Source organism: Proteiniphilum sp., assembly GCF_034927365.1.
GTDB lineage: Bacteria > Bacteroidota > Bacteroidia > Bacteroidales > Dysgonomonadaceae > Proteiniphilum.
In genome coordinates this window covers 15,258-34,919 of sequence record NZ_JAYFQD010000029.1, presented here as the reverse complement: position 1 = coordinate 34,919, position 19,662 = coordinate 15,258, and the positions used below count along the sequence as shown (strand labels likewise).

19 protein-coding genes are annotated in these 19,662 nt (G+C 44.2%); 8 read left to right on the top strand and 11 right to left on the bottom strand.

All coding sequences use genetic code 11. The features are described from left to right. Positions 1-2: 2 nt before the first annotated feature. Positions 3-419, bottom strand: a complete 417-nt coding sequence (gene tsaE / locus VB073_RS15390) for a tRNA (adenosine(37)-N6)-threonylcarbamoyltransferase complex ATPase subunit type 1 TsaE (protein ID WP_323405080.1) — start codon at positions 417-419, stop codon at positions 3-5. A 119-nt stretch (positions 420-538) separates the two neighbouring features. Further along, on the bottom strand, positions 539-2,110 hold the full coding sequence (locus VB073_RS15385; protein WP_323405079.1) for a PglZ domain-containing protein: 1,572 nt from the start codon (positions 2,108-2,110) through the stop codon (positions 539-541). A 361-nt stretch (positions 2,111-2,471) separates the two neighbouring features. Here VB073_RS15385 and VB073_RS15380 point away from each other — a divergent pair, with 361 nt between their 5' ends. The 5 genes from VB073_RS15380 to mscL all read left to right on the top strand — a co-directional run bounded on the left by VB073_RS15380 (position 2,472) and on the right by mscL (position 6,169). Next, positions 2,472-3,110, top strand: coding sequence for a DUF1080 domain-containing protein (locus tag VB073_RS15380; protein ID WP_323405078.1), 639 nt, complete (start codon positions 2,472-2,474; stop codon positions 3,108-3,110). Positions 3,111-3,178: 68 nt separating this feature from the next. After that, positions 3,179-4,417: an ornithine--oxo-acid transaminase gene (rocD, locus tag VB073_RS15375; protein ID WP_323405077.1), complete on the top strand. Its 1,239-nt coding sequence runs from the start codon at positions 3,179-3,181 to the stop codon at positions 4,415-4,417. A 134-nt stretch (positions 4,418-4,551) separates the two neighbouring features. Further along, positions 4,552-4,770, top strand: a complete 219-nt coding sequence (locus tag VB073_RS17530; protein ID WP_416349564.1) for a hypothetical protein — start codon at positions 4,552-4,554, stop codon at positions 4,768-4,770. Then, the gene (gene ctlX, locus VB073_RS15370) at positions 4,697-5,599 is read left to right on the top strand and encodes a citrulline utilization hydrolase CtlX (protein ID WP_323405076.1); all 903 of its coding nucleotides are present in this window, start codon (positions 4,697-4,699) and stop codon (positions 5,597-5,599) included. Before VB073_RS17530 ends, ctlX begins: the two co-directional genes overlap by 74 nt. Before the next feature lie 153 nt (positions 5,600-5,752). After that, positions 5,753-6,169 (top strand): large-conductance mechanosensitive channel protein MscL, encoded by a 417-nt coding sequence (gene mscL, locus VB073_RS15365; protein ID WP_323405075.1) that lies wholly within the window; start codon positions 5,753-5,755, stop codon positions 6,167-6,169. Between the two features lie 75 nt (positions 6,170-6,244). Here mscL and VB073_RS15360 read toward each other — a convergent pair whose 3' ends face one another. Together VB073_RS15360 and VB073_RS15355 are read right to left on the bottom strand one after the other, a co-directional pair. Beyond that, positions 6,245-7,012: a TIGR03915 family putative DNA repair protein gene (locus tag VB073_RS15360; protein WP_323405074.1), complete on the bottom strand. Its 768-nt coding sequence runs from the start codon at positions 7,010-7,012 to the stop codon at positions 6,245-6,247. Between the two features lie 282 nt (positions 7,013-7,294). Next, complete coding sequence (locus tag VB073_RS15355; RefSeq protein ID WP_323405073.1) at positions 7,295-8,557, bottom strand: putative DNA modification/repair radical SAM protein; 1,263 nt, start codon at positions 8,555-8,557, stop codon at positions 7,295-7,297. Between the two features lie 295 nt (positions 8,558-8,852). Here VB073_RS15355 and VB073_RS15350 point away from each other — a divergent pair, with 295 nt between their 5' ends. The 3 genes from VB073_RS15350 to VB073_RS15340 are packed head-to-tail and all read left to right on the top strand — an operon-like array spanning position 8,853 to position 10,223. Beyond that, the gene (locus VB073_RS15350; RefSeq protein ID WP_323405072.1) at positions 8,853-9,251 is read left to right on the top strand and encodes a DUF6249 domain-containing protein; all 399 of its coding nucleotides are present in this window, start codon (positions 8,853-8,855) and stop codon (positions 9,249-9,251) included. A 10-nt stretch (positions 9,252-9,261) separates the two neighbouring features. Continuing rightward, entirely contained in the window at positions 9,262-9,834 is a 573-nt protein-coding gene (locus tag VB073_RS15345) for a sigma-70 family RNA polymerase sigma factor (RefSeq protein WP_323405071.1), read from the top strand. A 14-nt stretch (positions 9,835-9,848) separates the two neighbouring features. Next, positions 9,849-10,223, top strand: coding sequence for a hypothetical protein (locus VB073_RS15340; RefSeq protein WP_323405070.1), 375 nt, complete (start codon positions 9,849-9,851; stop codon positions 10,221-10,223). A gap of 15 nt (positions 10,224-10,238) precedes the next feature. On the opposite strand, the gene VB073_RS15335 is transcribed toward VB073_RS15340, so the two are convergent. The 7 genes from VB073_RS15335 to VB073_RS15305 all read right to left on the bottom strand — a co-directional run bounded on the left by VB073_RS15335 (position 10,239) and on the right by VB073_RS15305 (position 19,230). Continuing rightward, a complete protein-coding gene (locus VB073_RS15335) occupies positions 10,239-11,111 on the bottom strand; it encodes a polyphosphate kinase 2 family protein (RefSeq protein WP_323405069.1) in 873 nt (290 codons plus the stop codon). A gap of 109 nt (positions 11,112-11,220) precedes the next feature. Further along, on the bottom strand, positions 11,221-12,528 hold the full coding sequence (locus VB073_RS15330) for a Gfo/Idh/MocA family oxidoreductase (protein ID WP_323405068.1): 1,308 nt from the start codon (positions 12,526-12,528) through the stop codon (positions 11,221-11,223). Between the two features lie 45 nt (positions 12,529-12,573). Further along, positions 12,574-14,172, bottom strand: coding sequence for a S41 family peptidase (locus VB073_RS15325; protein WP_323405067.1), 1,599 nt, complete (start codon positions 14,170-14,172; stop codon positions 12,574-12,576). A gap of 8 nt (positions 14,173-14,180) precedes the next feature. Then, a complete protein-coding gene (gene coaD / locus VB073_RS15320) occupies positions 14,181-14,651 on the bottom strand; it encodes a pantetheine-phosphate adenylyltransferase (RefSeq protein ID WP_323405066.1) in 471 nt (156 codons plus the stop codon). Positions 14,652-14,746: 95 nt separating this feature from the next. After that, positions 14,747-16,615, bottom strand: a complete 1,869-nt coding sequence (locus VB073_RS15315) for a DNA topoisomerase IV subunit B (RefSeq protein ID WP_323405065.1) — start codon at positions 16,613-16,615, stop codon at positions 14,747-14,749. 18 nt (positions 16,616-16,633) lie between these two features. Further along, positions 16,634-17,764, bottom strand: coding sequence for a GNAT family N-acetyltransferase (locus VB073_RS15310; protein WP_323405064.1), 1,131 nt, complete (start codon positions 17,762-17,764; stop codon positions 16,634-16,636). A gap of 77 nt (positions 17,765-17,841) precedes the next feature. After that, positions 17,842-19,230: a transglycosylase SLT domain-containing protein gene (locus VB073_RS15305; RefSeq protein ID WP_323405063.1), complete on the bottom strand. Its 1,389-nt coding sequence runs from the start codon at positions 19,228-19,230 to the stop codon at positions 17,842-17,844. Between the last annotated feature and the right edge of the window lie 432 nt (positions 19,231-19,662).

Below are 19,662 nucleotides of genomic sequence, written 5' to 3'. Positions count from 1 at the left end.
TTTCAGGATATATACTCTATAATTCGACTTCCATTATCCATTTCCCGTATAGACAGCCTGACAGTGCTCTCCGGTAATATTTGTTCTATCAGTTCCGGCCACTCGATAAAGCAGGTATGACCACTGTAAAAATAGTCTTCATAACCGAAGTCGAATACCTCTTCAAGTTTGTGGATACGGTAAAAATCAAAATGATAGATCGGTTCTCCATCTCCGCCATTGTATTCGTTGATAATGGCAAACGTGGGGCTGGCCACAGTTTCCCACACCCCAAGTTCTTTACATACCGCTTTGATAAATGTAGTTTTCCCGGCGCCCATTCCACCGTAAAAAGCGAAAACAGTGTTGTCACCCATCTGGTCAATGAATTCCCGTGCAGCCGCTTGAAGCGAGTCTAAGTCATTTATTTTGATTTGCATCGTGTTGTTATGTTGAATCTGAATTGTTAAACAGGTGAATCGTTGAATCGTTGAATTGGAAAGGAGAGATTCACAAATGCCAATTTTTCACTTTTCATTTTTAATTCTTCATTCTTCATTTACAAAGTCTTGGCTCTTGGCTTTAACACAACTACCGGTACCATCATTTCTTCCATAGAAACACCTCCATGCTGGAATGTATCTCCATAATAGGATTGATAATGATGGCTATTATTCGGATAGACAAAAAAATCATCCTTCAATGCAAAAATATAACGCGTAGTCATATTGGGAGCAGGAAGTCCGGCATTCTCCGGATGGATGATATCGAACAAATCTTTGGGATTATACCCCAGGTTTTTACCCAACTTGTAACGGAGGTTTACCCCTGTCTCTCTGTCTCCAACCACCTTCACTCCGTTTCTTACCCGTATGGATCCGTGATCGGTAGTAAGGACGAGCTTATAACCTTTTCCAGCGATCTTTTCTAATAATGCAGGCAAAGGAGAATGTTTGAACCACGACCGCGTGAGTGAACGGTATGCCGACTCATCTGCGGCCAACTCCCTGATCATCGCAGACTCTGTACGTGCGTGAGAAAGAAAGTCGATAAAATTGAATACCAACACGTTTAAGTCATATTTTCCCAATTCCTGGAAACGGCTGACTAACTTTTCCCCTTCCTGATTCCGGTTGATCTTATGATAAGAGATGCGATAGTTTCTTTTATTCCTCTCCAGATGCGACTTTATAAATAATTCTTCATTCAGGTTCTTCCCTTCCTCTTCCGATTCCTCCACCCAGTAATCGGGAAATAATTCTGACAACTGTTTCGGCATCAGTCCCGAGAAAATGGCATTCCTTGCATAGGGCGTTGCCGTAGGAAGGATGGAGAAATAGATCTCTTCCCTGTAATTAAAAAACTCATCGACAATATCTTTCACCACTTGCCATTGGTCAAATCGGAAATTATCTATCAGGATAAAAAAGAGTTTCTCTCCTTTATCAACAAAAGGGAAAACAAATCGTTCAAACAGGTCGGTGCTCATCACGGGACGATCGCCGTCAACGTGGTTACGGCCCTCTATAATCCAGCGTTCATAATTTCCCTTTATAAATCTGGAAAAAAGTCGATTAGCCTCTTCCTTTTGCATTGCCAGCATCTCTCGCATCTGATGTTGGGTCCTATCGAGCTTCAATTCCCACGACACCAGCTTTTTATATACAGATATCCAATCGTCCGCTGTACGACAATTCTCTATCTCGCTGATTAAAGGGTTGAACAACTCCCGGTATTCCTGCGTAACCACTTCCACTAGGCGTTCCTCCTGCTCAAGGATTTTCTTGATGCTCATCAGCACCTGGCTGGGATTGACCGGCTTAATAAGATAATCGGTAATCTTCCTGCCGATGGCCCGATTCATGATCCCTTCATCTTCGCTTTTGGTTACCATCACTACCGGCATCTCGGGATAAGATATATGGAGTTCCGTGAGGGTTTCCAGACCGGAGAGGCCCGGCATCTGTTCGTCAAGGAAAACAATATCAAATCGTTTTGAACGGCACAGCTCAATGGCGTCACGACCATTATTGACACACTGCATCACATACCCTTTCTCTTCCAGAAAAAGGATATACGGTTTCAGAAGATCGATTTCATCATCCACCCAGAGCAGTTCTGCTTTGATCATTCGTTTCGAATCGTTTCAATCTACTCAACAAATGTATCCATTTCCGCTGTATCTCACAATTTTTTTACTTTTTTTGGGGACTTCCCCACCGGGATAATTTTCCCCACCTAATAATATTGCAAAAAAGATACCTAAGGCGATATTATTTTGGCATATTCAGGATTATCGGCACTAGTAGGACATTTCGTTTGATTGTTAAAGAGTTTAATTCTTTTTTACACTATAAAGATAAAGATTATATTTGTAGGGAATTAACAAAAAAAGGGAAACTATTTTTGGATAACTATCCCATTGACAGAAATAGATTGCGTAACAAATTCTGAAACAGAGCCAAACATATAATTAATTAAACTCATACAAAATGCAGACGACAAAACTATCAATTGTTATTCTACTGACATTTTTGGCAGTAGGTTGCGGACAACAATCAGACAAAATTTTCAACGGAAAGGACCTATCCAACTGGAATCTGGTAGTCGAAAACAACAGTGTCCCGGGAGATCAGGTATTCTCGGTGAAAGATGGAGTGATTTCGATAAAAGGCGAACCGTTTGGTTACATGTACACAAAAGAAAAATATGCCAATTTTACGCTCGAACTGGAATATCGTTGGGGAGGAGAAGCAAGCAACAGTGGTGTCTTTATCCTGATCGAAGATCCCGCGAATCCGTTTCCCAAAGGGGTAGAATGCCAACTGATGGCTGGAAATGCCGGTGATTTCGTACTACTCAACGGCTCCGACCTGAACGAATATACTCTTCCAGAAGGTGTGACTGAGCGTCCCAAATTCCCGGTGATCCAAAAGAAACAACCGTCGAATGAGAAACCCGCCGGAGAATGGAACAAAATTCGAATCACGGTGAAAGACGGTGCCATTTCAGTCTTTGTCAACGATACGCTGCAGAATGAAGCCACAAGCAAGGTAAAAGAAGGTTATATAGGTCTGCAGAGTGAAGGAAAGGAAGTACAGTTCCGTAATATTGTGCTCAAGGAAGCGTGAGAAAGTGGACAGGTGGATAGGTGGGAAAGTGGGAAAGAAACAACGGCACAAAAACTAACTATTTTATTATGATAGACTTATCCGATTCAACGAGGCAGTTTATTGATCTGGAAGAGAAATACGGAGCACATAACTATCATCCCCTACCGGTTGTGTTATCCCGAGGGAAAGGATGTTATGTCTGGGATGTGGACGGAAAGAGATATTTTGATTTCCTGTCTGCCTATTCTGCGGTGAATCAAGGTCATTGTCATCCCAGGATCGTGGGAGCGTTGAAAGAGCAGGCCGAGAAACTTTGCCTTACTTCCCGTGCCTTTTATAACGATACGCTGGGACCTTATGAACAATTTATTCATGATTATTTCGGTTATGATAAGATACTACCGATGAATAGTGGGGCCGAAGGGGTAGAAACAGCGTTGAAACTGGCCCGGAAGTGGGGTTATCAGAGGAAAGGCATTCCGGAAGAGAAGGCACTTATTATAACATGCGAAGGAAACTTTCACGGAAGAACCATCACCATCGTTTCCGTTTCCACCGATCCCGAAGCCCGTGCCGATTACGGGCCCTATACACCTGGTTTCGAAGTGATCCCCTATAACGATCCCGAAGCCCTCGCTTCTGTTCTAGCAGAGAAAGCGGACTCTATTGCCGGATTCCTGGTAGAGCCTATCCAGGGTGAAGCAGGCGTGAATGTACCCAACGACGGTTACCTAAGAACCTGCTTTGAACTCTGTAAAAAGCACAACGTCCTGTTCATTGCCGATGAGGTGCAGACCGGTATTGCACGTACAGGGCGGAAGCTCTGCTGTGATCATGAAGGGATCCGTCCCGACATCGTCATCCTCGGGAAAGCTATCTCCGGAGGTGTACTTCCTGTCTCGGCTGTCCTGGCCGACGACGCGATCATGCTCACCATCCGGTCCGGTCAACACGGTTCCACTTTCGGCGGATTCCCTCTGGCTTGCAAGGTAGCCACCGCTGCACTGGAGGTGGTGGAAGAGGAGAAATTGGCAGAGAAAGCCGAACACTTAGGTAACTTCTTCAGAGAAGAAATGAAGCTGTTTGAAAATCCTTTTATCAGGCAAATCAGGGGTAAGGGATTGCTAAATGCCATCGTGATAGAACCATATAATGGCAGACAAGCATGGGATGTCTGTCTGAAGATGGCTGAAAATGGTCTTCTGGCAAAACCGACCCATGACCATATTATCCGTTTTGCTCCGCCATTGGTGATTACCCAAGAGGAGTTGAAAGAAGCGATCGATATCATCAAAAAGTCAATTAAATCTCTGGAAAGTGATTAGGTGATAGGAAGTTGATGTGATGATGTGCTAATATGCCAATGAAATGTTTGTTGAACTGTTGAATTGGTAAACTGTTGAATTGGAAAGGAGAGGCTCACAAAGGCTAATTTTTCACTTTTCATTTTTAATTCTTCATTTACAAAGTCTTATGTCTTAGTTCTAAAAATCTTGGTTCTAAAAATCTTGGTTCTATAAATCTTGGTTCTAAAAGTCTTGGTTCTAAAAGTCTTGGTTCTATAAGTCTTGGTTCTATAAGTCTTGATTCTAAAAGTCTACTTTATGCAGACAACATCCAAAATATTGATGGTCCGTCCTTTCAGGTTTGTTTTCAACGAGGAGACCGCACAGAATAACTATTTTCAGCAACCGACGGATCCGGGGTCAGTGGCTTTTAAAGCACTTGAAGAATTTGACGGGTTCGTGAACCAGCTTCGCGGCAAGGATGTAGACGTAACGATCGTACAGGACACTGCTGATCCACCGACGCCTGATTCCATTTTCCCCAACAACTGGTTCTCGTCGCATTTCTCAGGTGAGTTGGTCCTTTATCCGATGTTCGCAGAAAATAGACGTCAGGAAAGAAAACCACAAGTAATGGAGTTGCTGACCAGGAAAATGAATCATCGTAAAGTGATTGATCTTACCCATTGGGAAAAAGAGGGAGAATTTCTGGAAGGAACCGGAAGTATGGTACTCGACCGGGATAAACGGATCGCCTATTGCTGCCGTTCTCCCCGCACCTCGGAGAAAGTGTTGGTCGAGTTCTGCGCGCGATTGAACTACGATGCTGTGGTATTTGATGCTACCGACAGAAATGGTAACCTTATCTACCATACCAATGTGATGATGAGTGTGGGTAACCAGGTAGCGGTTATCTGTCTTGAATCGATAAAGAATGATGATGAAAGGCGCAAAGTAGTTTCCAGGCTCACCACCACCGGAAAAATCATTGTCGATATCACATTGGATCAGGTTGAACAGTTCGTCGGAAACATGCTCGAAATAAAAAGCCGGAACGGACACCCTGTGATGGTGATGTCCGCTTCTGCCCGAAATGCCCTGACAGCTGTACAGGAAAAGGTCATATCGACCTACAATACTATTTTGGCAGCTCCGTTATCGACTATCGAGTTGAACGGTGGAGGGTCTGCACGCTGCATGCTGGCAGAAATTTTTTATTAGAGTAGAAATTTAACATTATTGTTTACTCTGTATACGAAACAATTTCATTATATAATTCGTTATGTAGTTACAGAGTTAAAACCTGTATTGAATATATCGAGTGCTAAAAAATCTTTTGAACTATATTTTCAACCCTATTAATCAAAAAAAACTATGTCATTCAGCTCAGAATTAAAAGAATTCTTAATGCGCGGCAGCGTGGTCGACATGGCCGTAGGTATTGTGATTGGCGGCGCTTTCGGAAAGATCGTCACCTCTTTCGTGAACGATGTCCTTATGCCCCCCCTCGCATTGATCTCCGACCAGGGTCAATTCACAGACCTGAAGCTGGTCTTAAGGGAAGCGGTAATACAGGGAACGGAAGTAGTCACACCCGCTGTCACATGGAATTACGGCGCTTTCATTCAATCAATTGTCGACTTTCTGATCATCGGCACTGCCATCTTTTTGGTAATTAAAGGAATGAATTCCATGAAACGGAAAAAAGAGGAAGTTCCTGCACCCCCAGCCGAACCGTCCAAGGAAGAGTCGTTATTGACCGAAATCCGCGATTTGCTGAAGAATAAATAATCCCAAAAGGAACACCGGCACTCCATTGACCGGAGCAAATCACTCACGACATTCACCCTCCCATCGAATAACTGGTTACTGGATTTCCGGAAGGTATTTCCAGTAACGGGTGGGCATGTGTTGCCGTTGCAGTTTGAGGTTGATACGTTCCTTGATGGTGATGCTCTGAAAATACTCTTTCCACATTTGCTGGAAAAAGGCTTCCTCTTCGGACACCTTTTCATTGTTGAGCTTGCCCGATTTCAATTCTATAAAGTCTTTCCGGGAAAACGATATCTCCTGTACCGTGTGCGTATCATAGTATAACCCACTGTTCCGAATGGTATCGTAGATGATCCAGGGTTGATCGGCATAACGAGATCTGAAATGAGGCACGATCAGAGAAAGTACATTATAACGCGGTGAAACAGGAGCGAACCAAATCCCGTCCGCCGTCTCCTGAAAACGGATAAACTGGACCAGTTTCCGGGCATCAGTGCCTACCTGTTGTGCGATATCCTTGATACGAAGCACATCATCATCACCGAAATTCATCTCTATCCCTTTCGGATGATCTATATTCTTTCGGATATACCTAAACAGTAACATCGTTGTCTCGGGTAATTCCGACAGCCAGACACTCAGCATCATATTCTGTGCAAACTTCGACAGTTTTTTCTCCAGGCCTTTCCATACCCTCTCCGATTTATCCTTTTCTGTAACCACATAATACTGCTCATCTATAAACAGCGGCTTCTGATCAGAAGCCGAAAGGATCAGATCCGGAAATTTCTTCTGCTCATACGCGAAAAAAACGCATGAAAGCAAGCCATCGAATGTTTTATCATATTCAAAGACAACCATTTTGTAAGATTAGAGAACCAAGAATCAAGACTTATAGAACCAAGACTTTTAGAATCAAGATTTATAGAGCCAAGACTTTTAGAACCAAGACTTTTAGAACCAAGACTTTTAGAACCAAGACTTTTAGAATCAAGACTTATAGAACCAAGACATAAGACTTTGTAAATGAAGAATTAAAAATGAAAAGTGAAAAATTGGCCTTTGTGAGTCTCTCCTTTCCAATTCAACAGTTTAACAGTTCAACAGTTCAACAAATATTTCATTGGCACATTGACTCATTAATCACTCTCCCCAATCAATAGAATACTGTAACAACTCTGTCGCATTTTTTTTCTGCTTTTGTGATACCTGACGCCGCACATATTGCGGTGTAAGCTCATTTACGGTCTGCATAGGCAACTCACGACATACGATAAAGTAGCGGGCGCGTTTCATCACCACACCTATCTTCTTAAGCTGCTCTGAAGTCAATCTACCGTAACGTCGTGAGGTAATGATCAACTTGGCAGATTTCACACCAATACCTGGCACACGAAGGATCATCTCGTAGGACGCCGTGTTGACATCTATCGGGAAGAATTCGGGATGGCGAAGCGCCCACCCCATTTTCGGATCTATATCCAACTCCAGATCAGGATGTGTATCATCTACCAGTTCAGATGCCTTAAACTCGTAGAACCGCATCAGCCAATCGGCCTGATACAATCGGTTCTCACGTACCAACGGAGGTTTGGTCAACATGGGCAGACGGCTGTCACCGGAGTTTACGGGAATATAACCCGAATAATAAACCCGTTTGAAAGAAGGGCGCTTATACAATGCCGATGCAAGAGAAAGTATCTGCTTATCATTATCGGGAGTAGCACCGATAATTACCTGGGTACTTTGCCCTGCCGGTACAAATTTTGGAGCCGAGCGGAATTTTTTACGGTCTTCTGCACTTTCCAACATCCCCTGCTGGATAAACCGCATAGGAGCGAACACACTCGGATAATTCTTCTCCGGGGCAAGTAATTTCAGATTCTCTTCGGATGGAATTTCAAGGTTCACACTCATGCGATCGACCAGTATCCCTGCTTGCGAGATCAACTCGCTACTCGCTCCCGGAATGGATTTCATATGGATATATCCATTGAAACGATGCACCTCCCGTAACAACTTCACTACCCGGATCATCCGCTCCATCGTGTAATCGGGATTACGCATCACGCCGGAACTGAGAAACAGCCCTTCAATATAGTTTCTCCTGTAAAATTCTATCGTCAGTTCTGCCAGTTCCTCTGCAGTGAAAGCAGCACGCTTCATGTCGTTACTCCGGCGATTGCCACAATAGGCGCAATCGTAGATACAGTGGTTGGTAAGCAGTATCTTGAATAATGAAATGCAACGCCCGTCGGGAGTGAAGCTGTGACATATGCCCCACCCTGCAGCCGTACCAATCCCTCCCTTCACGTTGTTACGCGAGGTACCGCTCGAAGCGCAAGATACATCGTACTTGGCAGCATCGGCAAGGATTTTCAGTTTCTCGAGCGTCTTTTCGTTCATCGTAAATCACAATACATTCAAGTATCTTTCCCTGTAAATATCTGTCGGAACCCGGGAGTTGAGGTGTATGTGAGGCACACCTGCTTCTGTCCGGTTACAAAGGAAAGAAATAGAAATCAGATTGACGAATTTAAAATCTTAAAAAATACAGCTTTGTCGATAAGTTATTAAAATGCTGATTTTCAGGTAAAATAAACTTATGAATTAAAAAAACACTATTTTTGTAACCGATTCGTAGAAGTGACTGTCCTATAAATGTAAACAATTTATTATTCACTTTTTACATTAAAAAATTATGGAAGATATTTTGGTCCCGATCGTTGCAATTGTCAGTGCCTTTGGATTTCCGGTTGTCCTTCTCTGGGTAATATTAGAAATAAGAAAAATCAATTTGCGGAACAGAGAACGAATGTCACTCATTTCACAAGGAATTATTCCCGAAGAAGAAATACGACAAAAAAGGAATCCCAATAGATTCGTGTCACTTCGGAACGGAATCGTCCTTATCGGTATAGCGATAGGAATCCTTGTAGGATTCGCCGTCACCGAAGGAATGAGCCTGACAGATGAAAAAGCGTTCTGGATTTATTCGGCATCCATTTTACTTTTCCTTGGAATCGGCTATCTGGTCTATTTCTTCACCACAAGAAACATGAAAATGGTAACTGAAACGACCGACTTACTTCAGGAATAATCCCCGTGTGATGGACGAACAATTGTATGTGAAGCAGGTACTCTCAGGCAATACTTCCGTATTCAGCTACTTTGTCGAAACCTATCAGGAGATGGCAATCACCATCGCCTACCGGATTTGCGGCAACATGCAGGATGCGGAAGATGTCGTGCAGGAAAGTTTCGTGAAGGCATACCGCAATTTACACAGTTTCCGCGCCGACAGCAAATTCTCCACGTGGCTCTATCGCATCGTATATAATACGGCGGTGACACTCACAAAATCAAAAATGTGGACAAGCTTCCACGAAACAGATATGGAAAATGCAGCCCATCTATCCGCCAACCCGATAGATATCAACATAGAAAATAGTGAACAGAAGGAAATGGTAGGAGAGATCCTGCAAAAAATGCCCAAAGGCGATGCGTTGCTGCTTACATTGTATTATATGGAAGACAATCCGGTCAAGGATATTGCGAAAATAACGGGATTGAACGAATCCAATGTGAAAGTGAAATTATTCAGAGCAAGAAAGTTATTCAAGGAGATGCTCGTTCGACACTATGGACAAACCGTAGAGGATCAACTTCTGGCATCTTCCTAAAAAAGAAATCAATTATGGCAGAGAAGAAAAATATACAAACAGAAGAGGATGTCATTCGGCAAATGATGCAATCCTCAAAAATTCAGGCTCCCGAGAACCTGAAATACCGCATCATACAACAAATTGAAACCGAAAAAACGCTCATACCACAAAAAAAGAAACGGGCCACGTCCAAAGGAGATACACTGATAGATTTCAGAAGTATTTTCGGAACCATGTACGGGTTGCTTTTCGTGTTCTCACTGCTGACGATTGTCTTCGCCGGAAAAGAAGCGATCCTCTCTTCCCAATACATATTTACAGCACTCCTTATCGTGATGACCCTCTCCTCTTTCTGGGCGCTTACACGATTGGACACCTATTTGAGACGAAAGAAAAAAACGAAATAAACGGATATATTGGGATTATTCCTTCATCAATATCTCACGTGCTTTCCCCAGAATCTCGGATGATTCGGCAGGCGGGTAGTGCAGGTCGAGCGATTTGAACAGTTCAAGGATGATATCACCAACCGCCACCCGGGCAAAATATTTCTTGTCGGCAGGAATCACATACCATGGCGCATATGAGGTGGATGTCTTCTCCAGCATCTCTTCGAAAGCTTTTTCATACTCATTCCACTGAGTGCGGGCCTGCAGGTCGGCAGAACTGAACTTCCAGTTCTTGTCCGGTTCGTCGATACGGGAAAGAAAACGCTCTTTCTGTTCTTCTTTCGACACATTCAAAAAGAATTTAAGAATGCGCATCCCATTCCGATGAAGGTGCTTTTCAATCGCATTGATATCTTCGTAACGACCATCCCAAAACTGTTGATCGATTTTTTCTACTGAATCGTATCCCGGAATACGCTCGTTGAGTATCCATTGGGGATTCACCTTGGTAGCCAGTACATTTTCATAATGAGAACGGTTGAAGATCTCAATCATCCCACGTTGAGGCAATGCGATGTAATGACGCCAGAAATAATCGTGCTCCAGCTCATTCTTGGTCGGGGTCTTAAAACTGTGTACCCTGCACCCTTGCGGATTAATACCCGACATCACGTGACGGATGACACCGTCTTTCCCGGCGGCATCACGTGCCTGCAAAATGATCAGCAGTGAATAACGATCATCGGCATAGAACAACTCCTGGTATCTCCTCAACTCTTCAATGTTCTGTTCTATTTCTTCTTTGCCCGTTTTTTTGGTATACCCTCCATCTTCACTGGTAGGGAAATCTTTCAGGTTGACTTTCTGGCCCTCCCTGATCATCAACCTTAAATAATCGTATTTCATTGCTTTTTCATTTTATTGGTTTACAAGTTATCCCACATGTATATCAATAATAGGAATTTCCTTACATTATTGGGGAAATACGGGGTTCTCTTACACCGGAAGGCCGACCCTACACCTTTGGGAATACCCAAGGCTTCCTGTAGGATGGTTTTAAATATTTATTGGCTTCGGGCTGGTTGAACGATTTCTTAACATCGTCATACTGAAGTGTAACACCCTTTATACGTGAAGCGATATTGCCTAAATGCGCATATTTAGCAGATAAACTCCCGGTTTCAATAGGACAAGCTGTTTTTTTATCTCCGTTCTTCACGCAACTCAAAAAGTTTGTCACATGATCCTTATGATCCTGGTAGTCTGCTTTTACCGTTTTTGAAGCTATTTTATCTCTTTCAGGATATACCTGCCAGTCATCCCTGTTGGCGACCAATGTTCCATTGGTGCCTATAAAAGCGATACCATAGTTCTTACCATAGGGTCCCGATTCAATCCCGGCATTGTTCTCCCAGGTAAGCATAAAATCATCGAACTTATATTGTACCGATTGGGTGTCAAAAGTTTCATGTGCTCCTTCCGGAAACAGGAAATTACCACCACTCCCCTGTATACTGTTCGGCATCGAATTGATATTCATCGCCCATAGTACCATATCGAGCAAATGTACTCCCCAGTCTGTCATCAATCCGCCACCATAATCCCAGAACATCCTCCAAAGGCCATGAAAACGGTTTTTATTGAACGTACGATCAGGAGCAGGGCCTAACCACCTCTGGAAATCTACCCCTTCCGGGACTTCCGAGTCGGGCACACGGTTTGGAATAGCAGCATAATTGAAATTGGCCCATACATGCACACGTCCGATTCGGCCCAATATCCCCGAATGCAGATAATCCACCATCTCCTTCCACAAACGGGCACTTCGCTGTTGCTGTCCCACCTGTACAATCCTGTCGTACTTTTGGGCTGCAGCTACCATCACGTCGCACTCTGCAATAGAATTACTGATGGGTTTCTCCACATAGACATGCTTACCGGCCTTACAGGTATCCACAAACTGGAGGCAGTGCCAGTGATCGGGAGTTCCGATAATGACAGCATCCACATCTTTGCGATCGAGTATATGACGGTAGTCATTATACAGGTCGAACTTTGTTTGCTGCATACCGGAGAGTTCCTTGCCTCGCGAATCAAGCACGGATTTGTCGATATCACATAAAGCAACGCATTGTACCTCTTTATGTGGCATGAAATCCATCAGGTTAGACCACCCCATACCCCGGCATCCGATCAATGCCACATTCATTTTATCATTAGCTGAAACACCGGAAATCGCCGATTTCAGATAGGCTGGTATAGAAAGGCCGGCTACAGCTACATAGGATGATTTCTTAATAAATGACCGTCTTGTCAGCTCCATACAATATAAATTTAAAGTATCAGGAATATGATGGAAACGGGAGTTTTAATCCGGTTTCAACAGATCGTTATAACGCTTGTCGTCGCCAATAATCTTCAACCCCTCCTTAAAGATATCGCTTTCATCATTAATGATGTGATAAAATGCGGAGGAATCGTATAGATCGCGGGCAATCAACGCTTTTAGCTGTAAAAATATCAGCTTTTTAGAAGAGGCGAATTGTTCTTCATTCCATTCAATTTTCTCCTCGGCAGCAAGTTTTTTCAGTTTAGAAGTCATTGCTTCCGGGATCTGATAATTCTTATTAAATGCAAGAATATCGGGATATTTCGTCAACAACTCCTGACGGTTATTATCCACTTCGGCTATCGCCGCCTTATAGATCACATTCAACCCGTTCAGCTTGGCATGTAACAAGCTTCCTCTCGTGGTATCGATCGGCACAAAATAATCAGGCATAATTCCTCCGCCGCCGTATACCGTACGTTTATTTACCAAAGTGGTATATTTAAGGGAATCGGGAAAATGAATACTGTCGGCCTGGAAGAGTTCTCCATGATTATAACGGTTGATGAAATCCATGTTGTATGACTCCTGATCACCGTTTTCGTATGGCTTCTGGATACTTCTGCCGGTAGGTGTATAATACCTTGCCACCGTCAGACGGATCATCGTACCGTCAGGAAGTCCCAATTGCCGTTGTACCAATCCTTTTCCAAATGTCCTTCTCCCTACGATCACTCCCCTGTCCCAATCCTGAACTGCTCCGGCGAGTATCTCGCTTGCCGACGCCGAATACTCATTGACCAGGATCGCCAGTTTTCCTCCTTTGAGTTCATCCCCTCCGGTAGCGTTCATCGTGAATCGGGGTTGGTTCTTTCCTTCCGTATAGACGATCAGCTTATCTTCACCCAGGAACTCATCCGCTATTTCATTGGCTGTCTGAAGGATACCGCCTCCATTATCTGTCAAATCCAGGATAAGGTGCTTCATACCCTGCGACCGGAGTTCCTGTGTTGCCTGCCGGAACTCATCTGCTGAACTGATTCCGAACCGGCTGAGACGAATATATCCTATATCATTGGTCACCATATAGGAAGCATCAATACTGGTAATGGGGATTTTGTCACGGATAATGCGGAAAGACATTAATTCCGGCACGCCGCGGCGAAGCACTTTGATATCCACCACCGTCCCTTTGGGACCTCGAAGCATCGACACTATATCCTGATTGTTCTTCTTCACCCCCGCGATAAGCGTATCATTCACATAAATAAACTTATCTCCCGGCATAATACCCACCTTCTGCGACGGCCCACCGGAGATGACCTCCATCACGTAAAGTGTATCGGTGAGCATGTTGAACGAAATACCAATCCCGTCAAAATTTCCCTGCAACGGCTCGTTCATCGCCTTCACCTCCTCCTTGGTCAGGTAGGTAGAATGCGGATCCAACTCTTTGAGCATGCCTCGTATAGCCGCTTCAGTCAATCCCTGCGTATCTACATCGTCCACATACAATCCCTGAATAAGCTGGAGGGTTCGCTCTAATTTAACACCATCGGAGGAAGGCCTGAATTGAGCATAAACACATCCGGTTAAAAACAGTGTACCTAAAACAATCGGTATTATTCTTTTTAGCATTTTTATTATTATTGTAGGGTTAGTCCTTTCGGTAGAAATTCACTTACATCGTATCCGTAATGCAGCAGTTCCCTCACATGTGATGAACTGACATGGGTCAGGGCCGGTTCGGTAAATAGTACAAACGTCTCAATTCCCGAAATAGTTCGGTTCATGTCGGCAATCGTCTTCTCATATTCGAAATCGATTACTGAACGGATACCACGCAGGATGTATTGTGCTCCCATTTTTTTCGCGAATTCTATCGTCAGCGAGTCATAACTTTCCACGCTTACACGCGGTTCGTCCCGATAGAGTTTCCGGATCATCTGGAGCCTTCGATCCAGAGGAAAGTATGATTTCTTTGCCTCATTCACTCCGATGGCGATCACAATCCGGTCCATCAGGGATAATCCCCTTCTTACCAACGACTCATGACCGATAGTGAAAGGGTCGAACGTTCCGGGGAACAGGGCAATTTTTTTTTCGGATGTATCCATTTTAATTCAGTTGTTATTCGGTTGTTACTATTGAATAAGATGCGAAGTATGAATAACGGCGAAGCCGAATAACTATCGAATAACGCGAAGCCGAATTATGCAACTTCATCCTCCTCTACCACCAGGTTCTCAATAATGAAAGATTGACGTTCCGGCGTATTCTTACCCATATAGAACTCAAGCAACTCCTTCAGGAGATCCTCTTTCCGCATGGTTACCCTGTCGAGGCGGATATCTTCACCGATAAAATTGCGGAATTCGTCGGGTGATATCTCTCCCAACCCTTTGAAACGGGTTATTTCCGGGTTCGGGCCAAGCTCCTCGATAGCGCTGAGCCGTTCCTCTTCGGTGTAGCAGTATAGAGTTTTCTTCTTGTTACGCACCCTGAAGAGCGGTGTTTGAAGAATATACACATGCCCCTTTTTGATCAGGTCGGGGAAGAACTGCAGGAAAAAAGTAAGGAGCAACAGGCGTATATGCATTCCGTCGGTATCGGCATCGGTGGCAATGATCACCCTATTGTACCGCAAGCCGTCCATATTTTCTTCGATATTGAGAGCAGCCTGCAGAAGATTGAACTCTTCATTCTCATAAACGATCTTCTTTGTCAGGCCAAAGCAGTTCAATGGTTTTCCCCTCAGGCTGAATACCGCCTGCAGGTTCGGGTCGCGGCTCTTTGTGATGGAACCGCTGGCTGAATCCCCCTCGGTGATGAAGATAGATGTCCTGTCCCTGTCGTCCCCTTTTGAATCGTTATAATGGATACGGCAATCCCTCAGTTTCTTATTATGAAGATTCGCTTTCTTTGCCCGTTCACGTGCTAATTTGGTAACACCCGCGATCGCTTTACGCTCTTTCTCCGAATCGAGGATCTTTTTCTGCAATGCCTCTGCCGCATCGCCATGTTTGTGCAGGTAATTATCGAGTTCCTTCTTGAGGAAGTCGTTGATATGTTTGCTCACCGAGATGCCGTTGGGTGTCATCTCTTTCGATCCCAGTTTGGTTTTTGTCTGCGACTCGAAGACCGGCTCTTCCACCTTGATACTGATAGCCGCCACCATCCCGTTACGGATATCGGAATATTCGAAATTCTTGTTATAGAACTCTTTGATCACACGTGCCGTCGCCTCACGGAAAGCGGCAAGGTGTGTTCCTCCCTGCGTAGTATGTTGTCCGTTAACAAACGAGTAGTACTCCTCACCATATTGGTTGGTGTGGGTGATGGCCACCTCTATATCCTCGCCGAAAAGATGAATGATCGGGTAGAGTTCTTCGGAGGTAAGATTTTCGTTCAACAGATCTTCCAACCCGTTTTTCGAACTGAATTTCTTGTTATTGAAAACGATAGTCAACCCGATATTCAGGAAGACATAATTCTTGAGCAATGGCTCTATATGCTCATCTCGGTAATGATATTCACCAAATATCTCCATGTCGGGTGTAAAGGTCACATAGGTTCCGTTTGCACTGGTGGTCGGCACAATCCCTCCGTCATTCAGGATCACACCCTGTACGAATTCCACACCTTTCATCTGCCCATCCCGGAAACACTCCATCGCGAAGGAAGAAGAGAGTGCGTTGACAGCTTTGATACCCACACCATTCAATCCCACCGATTTTTTAAATGCTTTGGAATCGTATTTGGCTCCGGTATTCATCCTGGAACAGACATCCTTCACCTTTCCCAGAGGGACACCACGGCCATAGTCGCGAACTGATACCCTCCCGTTCTCGATGGTCACTTCAATGGTCTTTCCGTATCCCATCATGAATTCATCGATAGCATTGTCGAGAACTTCTTTCAGGAGAACATAGATACCATCGTCGTATGACGAGCCGTCACCCAGCTTCCCGATATACATCCCGGGCCGCCGGCGAATATGTTCCTGCCACTCTAATGTGACAATATTCTCTTCTTGATAATTATTTTCAACTAATTGTACTCCTTTTTCTACTTCGTTCACTTCTCTCTCCTCTTCTCTCTATAAATTTTTGATAAAAGCTCTCCGTCTTTTGTGTTGTTTTGTTTCCAGACCGTTCCACATGGAGTGCACTTTATTGTTTATCTCCAGTTCGGGATTGCTCTCGGCATATTCAAAGCCCAACCGGTTGGCTGCGGGAATAAATTCGTTGAACATCAAGGCATTCAAACCTTTCCCCTGGTATTCCGGATCAACAGCGACCATTAATAGGTCGAGCACATTGGTCCCCTTTCCTTTTAACGCCTTATACAGGTGATACCACCCTGAAGGGACAAATCGTCCCTTTGCCTTCTGTAATGCCCTGGCAATACTCGGCAGGCCTATACCCACTCCCACCAGTTTATTGTCTTCCTGGCGGATCACCAATGTGAGGAAATCCAGGCGAAGCATCGGGATATACATATCCACGTAATAGTCTATCTGCCGCTCGGTTAGCTCCACATATCCGTAAAGATCCTTATAGGCACGGTTGATCAGTTTGAAAATATCTCTCGCATAAGGCAATACATCCTTCTTACTTTCGATATGCTTCACATCAAGTCCGGAACGCCTTTTCACAATCTCCGAAGCTCGTAGGAACCGCTCGGGCATCTCCCTGGGGATGGTAATGAGAAATTCCACCCAGTCCTGATCTTTCACATATCCCATTCGTTCCATGTGGTCCACATAATAGGGATAATTGTATATGGTAGAAAGTGTACCGATCTGGTCGAAACCCTCTACCAGCATCCCCTCATGATCGAGGTCGGTAAAACCGAGAGGTCCATGCATCTTCTCCATCCCCCTCGACCGTGCCCAACTTTCCGCGGCACCAAAAAGAGCATCCACCACCTCGTCGTCATCAATAAAATCGACAAAACCGAAACGGGCATTCTTTTCGTTCCATCGCTCATTCGCCTTGTGATTGATGAACACTCCGATCCTGCCTACTATCTTATCGTCACGATAAGCCAGGAAATAGTTGGCATCACAATGATCGAATGCCGGATTTTTACTCGGACTGAGCGTGGCCCTCTCATCGTAGATCAACGGGGGAACAAAATATTCGTTCCCTTCATAGAGATCTATACCGAATTGGATGAATTTCTTCAAATCCTCTTTCGTTCTAACTTTATTGATTATAACTGACATGTTTTGCTTTCTGTAAATATGATTTTCACACCAATGGCAAAGATAGTGATTTTTTTATTGAATGATCAACAGGATTTTTATTCTTTCAATTTCTCCTTATATATCATCCATCTGTCGACTACGTCACGTACATAATTGATTGTTTCATCCGCTCTGAAATAACCGTTTTTACAAACCGGATCCCTATAATACTGCTCCAGGCGTTTCAACTGAAGATAACGCTCCACATTACCTTCCCACGCCTCCTTGTCCCCTCCATATTTTTCGGTGAGCGCCATGGCATCAGAGACATGGCCTATCCCTCCATTATAGGCCGCCAGAGCCATCTTCACTCTCTCATCAGGATTATCGATAAATCGAAATTTATGAAGCAGATTTTTCATGTATTTCGCACCTATGCTTATATTTTTTTCAGGATCAAGGATCTGGTCCCCCTCTGCACCGAATGATGCGGCCGTAGCCGGCATCAATCCCATTAAGCCTGTAGCACCTGCCCATGATTGACCTTCAGTCTCGAACCTGGATTCCTGGTAGGAGATGGAGGCAAGCAGTCGCCAGTCAATCTCCGACTCTTTCCCGTAACGCTTGAAATAGGAGTCGAAAGGAGAAAGGGTTCCATGACCCGAGATTTCTCTGAAAGAGAGCCTGTCTGCATCGGAATATCCCTTTGTCTCTTCAAAATAGCGTTTGATGATCCGCATGAAAGCCGGTTCGGCAGTCCGGTTCTCAATCCAACTGTCCAGCGAATCGGCAAGCAGCGGCGTATCTTTTCTGACTACCCATGATGAACGCTGGTCGAAGCTTACCGGGAGGTCCACATTCAAATTGCCGAAATAGGTATGATTAAGCATTGCCACGTCATCATCGGCTACCGTATAGGCAATCTCTCCACGGGAGACCATCCGGATCAGGTCTTCCACCGCAATCGTATCGCTGTCGATCACGTCGATAAGGATACCTCCTCCCAACTCATCATTCAGGTTGTTCATTCTGTCGAGGTATTTCGATTCGTTGATCACCGTCACTTTCTTGCCGATCAATCCCGTCACGTCGGTCAACAGGGCATCCCCCCTCTCTGCACGTTGCACCAGCACCTGATGCGATATCTGCTCAAGACCACAATAGCGGATGGAATCCTTCAACGCATTGGTAACCGGCATACTGTAAGCAATCAGATCGGCTTTCCTGTCCTGCAGCATCTGCAACATCACGCTTGTATTTCCGGCAACGATGATCTCGGGAAACAACCCGTGATGCTTACAGAAGTCGCGGATCATATCGTAATGATATCCCATGGGTTGATCCCGGTACAGGAAATAGGAAGTGGAGGCATTAAGGGTCAGCACACGCAAGGTATCTGCCTGTAAAATCTGTGGAAAGTCGTATGTCCCCTCTTGCCTGTTCCATTTTCCACACGACAGGCACAAGAAGGAGAGAAGCAGTGAAAACAATAATACTTTGTTCATAGCTCGTTTCGCACCGAGTCTTAAGTTAAAATCGCGACAAATATAGTGAAAGCCAGGAGAAATACAAAGCTTGCTTTAGTATTTCCGAGGCGCATCCTATATTATGGAAATATAGTGAAAGCTGAGGATAAGCCAAACATGTTTGAGTTTATCCGAGACGCATCCTATTTTCCATCGTCATAAGTCCATTTTAATCAACTCAGCATCCATCCACACATCTATATATCAACAATATAAACAATACATTCTCATTTTTCTCTTTACGGTTATGCTAATATGTTACATAAAGAAGACAATTTTATGATTATTTTAGACATACTCCGCCTAATCGTTACAGATAATAGATTAATTTTGCTGATCAATTATCTTAATTGAAAAGCAGTTAAGAATAACATAATTGTTACGGATAGCAAAACACCTGTGCTGATTGTA

What these genes read in the sequence shown, in the direction of transcription:
- tsaE (WP_323405080.1), bottom strand. Translation starts at nt 419, where the DNA reads ATGCAAATCAAAATAAATGACTTAGACTCGCTTCAAGCGGCTGCACGG.
- VB073_RS15385 (WP_323405079.1), bottom strand. Translation starts at nt 2,110, where the DNA reads ATGATCAAAGCAGAACTGCTCTGGGTGGATGATGAAATCGATCTTCTG.
- VB073_RS15380 (WP_323405078.1), top strand. Translation starts at nt 2,472, where the DNA reads ATGCAGACGACAAAACTATCAATTGTTATTCTACTGACATTTTTGGCA.
- rocD (WP_323405077.1), top strand. Translation starts at nt 3,179, where the DNA reads ATGATAGACTTATCCGATTCAACGAGGCAGTTTATTGATCTGGAAGAG.
- ctlX (WP_323405076.1), top strand. Translation starts at nt 4,697, where the DNA reads ATGCAGACAACATCCAAAATATTGATGGTCCGTCCTTTCAGGTTTGTT.
- mscL (WP_323405075.1), top strand. Translation starts at nt 5,753, where the DNA reads ATGTCATTCAGCTCAGAATTAAAAGAATTCTTAATGCGCGGCAGCGTG.
- VB073_RS15360 (WP_323405074.1), bottom strand. Translation starts at nt 7,012, where the DNA reads ATGGTTGTCTTTGAATATGATAAAACATTCGATGGCTTGCTTTCATGC.
- VB073_RS15355 (WP_323405073.1), bottom strand. Translation starts at nt 8,557, where the DNA reads ATGAACGAAAAGACGCTCGAGAAACTGAAAATCCTTGCCGATGCTGCC.
- VB073_RS15350 (WP_323405072.1), top strand. Translation starts at nt 8,853, where the DNA reads ATGGAAGATATTTTGGTCCCGATCGTTGCAATTGTCAGTGCCTTTGGA.
- VB073_RS15345 (WP_323405071.1), top strand. Translation starts at nt 9,262, where the DNA reads ATGGACGAACAATTGTATGTGAAGCAGGTACTCTCAGGCAATACTTCC.
- VB073_RS15340 (WP_323405070.1), top strand. Translation starts at nt 9,849, where the DNA reads ATGGCAGAGAAGAAAAATATACAAACAGAAGAGGATGTCATTCGGCAA.
- VB073_RS15335 (WP_323405069.1), bottom strand. Translation starts at nt 11,111, where the DNA reads ATGAAATACGATTATTTAAGGTTGATGATCAGGGAGGGCCAGAAAGTC.
- VB073_RS15330 (WP_323405068.1), bottom strand. Translation starts at nt 12,528, where the DNA reads ATGGAGCTGACAAGACGGTCATTTATTAAGAAATCATCCTATGTAGCT.
- VB073_RS15325 (WP_323405067.1), bottom strand. Translation starts at nt 14,172, where the DNA reads ATGCTAAAAAGAATAATACCGATTGTTTTAGGTACACTGTTTTTAACC.
- coaD (WP_323405066.1), bottom strand. Translation starts at nt 14,651, where the DNA reads ATGGATACATCCGAAAAAAAAATTGCCCTGTTCCCCGGAACGTTCGAC.
- VB073_RS15310 (WP_323405064.1), bottom strand. Translation starts at nt 17,764, where the DNA reads ATGTCAGTTATAATCAATAAAGTTAGAACGAAAGAGGATTTGAAGAAA.
- VB073_RS15305 (WP_323405063.1), bottom strand. Translation starts at nt 19,230, where the DNA reads ATGAACAAAGTATTATTGTTTTCACTGCTTCTCTCCTTCTTGTGCCTG.